At 40.8% G+C, this 3,933-nt stretch carries 3 protein-coding genes and 2 pseudogenes; 2 read left to right on the forward strand and 3 right to left on the reverse strand.

The genetic code is table 11. The annotated features are described in order from the left end of the window. Nucleotides 1-860, forward strand: a pseudogene (locus tag ACE1CC_RS31445) (RNA-guided endonuclease InsQ/TnpB family protein); the annotation flags it as partial. Further along, nucleotides 857-1,072: pseudogene (locus ACE1CC_RS36990) on the forward strand (hypothetical protein); the annotation flags it as partial. The pseudogenes ACE1CC_RS31445 and ACE1CC_RS36990, both read left to right, overlap by 4 nt. Nucleotides 1,073-1,438: 366 nt before the next feature. On the opposite strand, the gene ACE1CC_RS31455 reads toward ACE1CC_RS36990, so the two are convergent. From ACE1CC_RS31455 to ACE1CC_RS31465, 3 genes are all read right to left on the reverse strand, one after another. Then, nucleotides 1,439-2,281 carry a M56 family metallopeptidase gene (locus tag ACE1CC_RS31455; RefSeq protein ID WP_413274378.1) on the reverse strand — a complete coding sequence of 281 codons (843 nt, stop codon included), beginning with the start codon at nt 2,279-2,281 and terminating at the stop codon, nt 1,439-1,441. After that, entirely contained in the window at nt 2,281-2,700 is a 420-nt protein-coding gene (locus ACE1CC_RS31460; RefSeq protein WP_413274379.1) for a BlaI/MecI/CopY family transcriptional regulator, read from the reverse strand. Before ACE1CC_RS31460 ends, ACE1CC_RS31455 begins: the two co-directional genes overlap by 1 nt. Before the next feature lie 189 nt (nt 2,701-2,889). Next, nucleotides 2,890-3,933, reverse strand: a 1,044-nt coding sequence (locus ACE1CC_RS31465) for an RNA-guided endonuclease InsQ/TnpB family protein (protein ID WP_413274380.1), incomplete at its 5' end; no start/stop codon positions are given.

A 3,933-nucleotide genomic window follows, 5' to 3' on the forward strand; every position in this document is an offset into this window, starting at 1 on the left:
TACCGATAAGAAAGGGATTGGCAAGTTAAAACTCAAAGGAACGTGGGATCTGAACTTCTACCAATTAGAGCAGATAAAACGAGTCAGGATAGTTCGGCGGGCTGATGGCTACTACGTCCAATTCTTAGTAAAAGTGGACAACAAAGTAGATTGTCAGCCTTCAGGTAAGGCGATTGGATTAGATGTAGGAATTAAAGAATTCTACACAGATTCCAATGGTTATTCAGAGCCAAATCCTAAGTTTTATCGAACAAGCGAAAAGCGTCTAAAGTTTAGACAAAAGCGGGTTTCTCGCAAACATATTGGCTCTATCAATCGCAAGAAAGCCGTTAATAGATTAGGACGAGTACACCTCAAAATAAGTAGGCAACGTGAAGAACACGCCAAAAAAGTGGCGCGTTGCGTTATTAAATCTAACGATTTGATTGCTTACGAAGATTTGAGGATTAAGAATTTAGTAAAAAATCATTGTCTCGCTAAATCTATTAATGATGCAGGTTGGTATCAATTTAGAAAATGGTTGGAGCATTTTGGTGTGAAGTTTGGCAAGATAACTATTGCGGTTAATCCTGCCTACACCTCTCAAGAATGCTTCGGCTGCGGTGCAATAGTAAAAAAATCCCTATCTATGAGAACCCATATTTGTGAATGTGGGTTCATATTGGATAGGGATTGGAATGCGGCACTCATGATTCTAAATGTAGCCTTGAGTACTGTAGGGCATACAGGAACTTGGATCGTTGATCCGAACGCTTGACTGAGATTTAACCTCTACTTTGGCTGGAGCAATCCTGTCAAAGCAAGTTGAGTCTATGAATGAAGAATCCTCGTGCCTTGATAGCCGAGGAGTGTCAAGTTAGCAGAAGGTGAAGTTACCGGGCACAAACACCGCATTAGCGAAGGGGAAGCAGAATTATATGAACGAAATGGAACCCTGTACTTAAAAGTATTGTCACCCACAGCACTACTAACTCATGAAGAACATAAACAAATCGCTATTCCCCAAGGCGATTGGGTGATTCGCATTCAACGCGAATATGAGCCCGAAGGGTGGCGCTACGTCGCGGATTAAGGAGGCAGAGGAGCAGGGAGATCGATAAATTCAAATCTTGCATCTGCGCCAAAATCCGCCTGCCTTATCAATTCGCTTTTCTTATAGCAAAAGTCCTCGCTCAGAGGACTCAATACTTACAATACAAAGCTAGGACTTACGCAAAGGCTCTATTTGTAGGGTGCGAAGCGTGCTAACGTAACGCACCATTCCACCATATTTAACGTCAGTGCATAAATCCTAAAAGCTTTCTTTCAGTCCACTTGAGTGGACTTAAGCTATTAGCCCGGAAATTGATTTCCGGGCGGGTTCAAATCAAATGCAGAAGATGTAGCTAAATCAAACTTATCTCCGTAGAGAAAAGTGTCTTTTGCCTTCTACAATCCCTCAATTATGCAAAGGAATGGCTGCTAAAGGTAGAAAGACTAAAACTAACCAAGTCCAAGACCACCAATTAATTTTATATTTGATTTTATCTGTAGTTAACAAAGCTTCGATTCGCTCATTTAAACGGTTTAATGATGCTACGGCGCTGAATTCTACGGCGAAATTATTCACCGGAATAACAGGCTGACTGACTACTAGTAATAAAGATTCAGCTAAGGTTAAAGGATCGACAATTTTCGCTGCCCAATTATCCGCTCGGAGTTCGCGCAATATTAATAATTCTTGCCATAGTTTTTCGGTTTTTGGTAGCCAAAAGGTTATCGATCGCAACCACCCCAACCAAAAAAACCAAAAAGTATCCCGATAATAATAATGTGCCTCTTCATGAGCAATTACCGCCTCTAATCGCTCGGGTGCTAAACTGTCTAATAAACCCTGACTTACTACTAATTCTGGTTGCCAAAAACCGATTAAGGCACTGTAAGGAATATCGGTCTCAAAAATCCGGCAATTTTTACCTTTGAGTTTTTGCAAAGGATAGCTGCGAATCTGACTGACAGTATGCAATCCTTCGCCAACTAACTGCCAAAATTTTAGCCCAGCAAAAACCCAGAAACTTAATGCTAACAAGTAACCAAACCAACTTGTTTTTAACCCAATCATTTGTCCTGATGCACCCATACAAAGGAGGGCAAATGAAGTAGTTAACAAGATTAAGGGAGGAAACAAAAATAATAGTAAAGTTCGGTAGGCGCGAGTTGTCCAACTTCCGGTTTTTGGTAGGTCAATTGTTCGCAGCAACCATGCTAAAGTTAAGACTAAGAATATCATAATTAGGTGCATTATTGTTCCTCCCTAGTGCGACGTGCTGCTTGAATACGTTGGGCGATCGCTTTTAATTGTTCTACACTAGCGGTATCTAAGCTATCAGCAAAAGCTGCTACAATATCTGGGTTTCCTACTGCTAAAAAACCTTGTAATTTTTCGTAAGCTTCGATCGCCTGTGCTTGAGATTGGGAAACTAAAGGTTGCCACAAGTATATTTTGCCTCTTTTATCACAAGTTAACCAACCTTTTTCGGTTAAACGACGTAAGACAGTCGTCACCGAAGCATAAGCTAACTCTCGGTCTGGGTCGGCTAAAATGCGATCGTGAACATCCTTAACCGTAACTTCTCCTAATTCCCAAATAATCTGCAAAATTTCCCTTTCCAAAGGGCCAAGGGATAACTGTTTAGGACGATAATTTGGTAAAGCAGTCATGGGATTTTAGATTTTAGATTGATAATTCAACAAATTACTGGTTATGAGTTTGTAGGTTTTTGATCCCCCATTATCCCCCTGTAGATCCCCCTCCCGTCCCCCTTAAAAAGGGGGAAGCCAGAGGATACTTCGCTGTTTATTTCCAGGGGGACTTTGAATTCAGTTCCGTTCTGTAAAACCTACTCAAATCTACCTAAGTAGACTGATGTTCACTTCCTGCTTCGTGGAATCCTTAACAGCAGTGCCATTAAGTTGATGTGACTCTCCACAGGCTAACCCCGTCGAACTGACGGTTAAAGGATAATTAATATCTTTTTGCCAGTTTTCGAGATTGATACTGGCATTGAGATCTCGATCAATTTCCACCCCACAATTGCCACAGGGAAAAGTTCTTTTTGAGAGTGGCATTTTTTGGCGATGATTGCAACAACTGCAAAGTTGAGAACTGGGATAAAACCTGTCAACTTTAATGATTATTGCACCGTACCAATCAGCTTTGTAGTCAAGCTGTCTAGTGAATTCATAAAATCCACAATCAGCAATCGCACTAGCCAAACGATGGTTTTTGAGCATACCGGAGATATTTAAATCTTCGATAACTATTTCCCTGTGGTTCTTAGCTAACCAAGTCGTTATTTTATGCAGTGCGTCTTGTCTGATGTTGGATATTTTTCTATGCAGTCTAGCTACTTTCAAATTAGCTCTCTTCCGGTTAAGAGAACCTGGGAGCTTCCGACTAACTGAACGTTGGAGGTGAGCTAATTTCTGTTTAGCCTTTCGATAAGCTTTCTGATTAAGAAAAACTGTACCATCCGAACAAGTAGCCAAGGCATTAATTCCGATATCTACTCCTATCCGCTTTCTAGTTTTAGCAGTCGGTAGAGCATCTAACTCGTATCTGAAACTGACATACCAATCATTCGCTCTTTTAGAGATAGTGACATTTTTTGGTTGAATTACTGGGAGAATTTCACAGCAGTTTACCCAACCTATTCTAGGTAATTTAATTCTGTTTCCAGAAATCTTGATACTACCTTCTAGGTAAAAGCTGTCAAAAACGTTCTTCTTTTTAAACCTTGGCTTGCGTCTTCCGGGAACTTTAAACCAATGCCCAAAAGCTTTTTGAAGATGCCGCAACGCCTCTTGAGGAGCGCATTTAGAAACCTCATAGTACCAAGGATTAGCTGATTTCACTTCTGCTACCAATCGCTTATGCAAGTCGATAGCTGTTGG

This window comes from Floridaenema aerugineum BLCC-F46, from assembly GCF_041929345.1.
GTDB lineage: Bacteria > Cyanobacteriota > Cyanobacteriia > Cyanobacteriales > Aerosakkonemataceae > Floridanema > Floridanema aerugineum.

What these genes read in the sequence shown, in the direction of transcription:
- ACE1CC_RS31455 (WP_413274378.1), bottom strand. Translation starts at nt 2,281, where the DNA reads ATGCACCTAATTATGATATTCTTAGTCTTAACTTTAGCATGGTTGCTG.
- ACE1CC_RS31460 (WP_413274379.1), bottom strand. Translation starts at nt 2,700, where the DNA reads ATGACTGCTTTACCAAATTATCGTCCTAAACAGTTATCCCTTGGCCCT.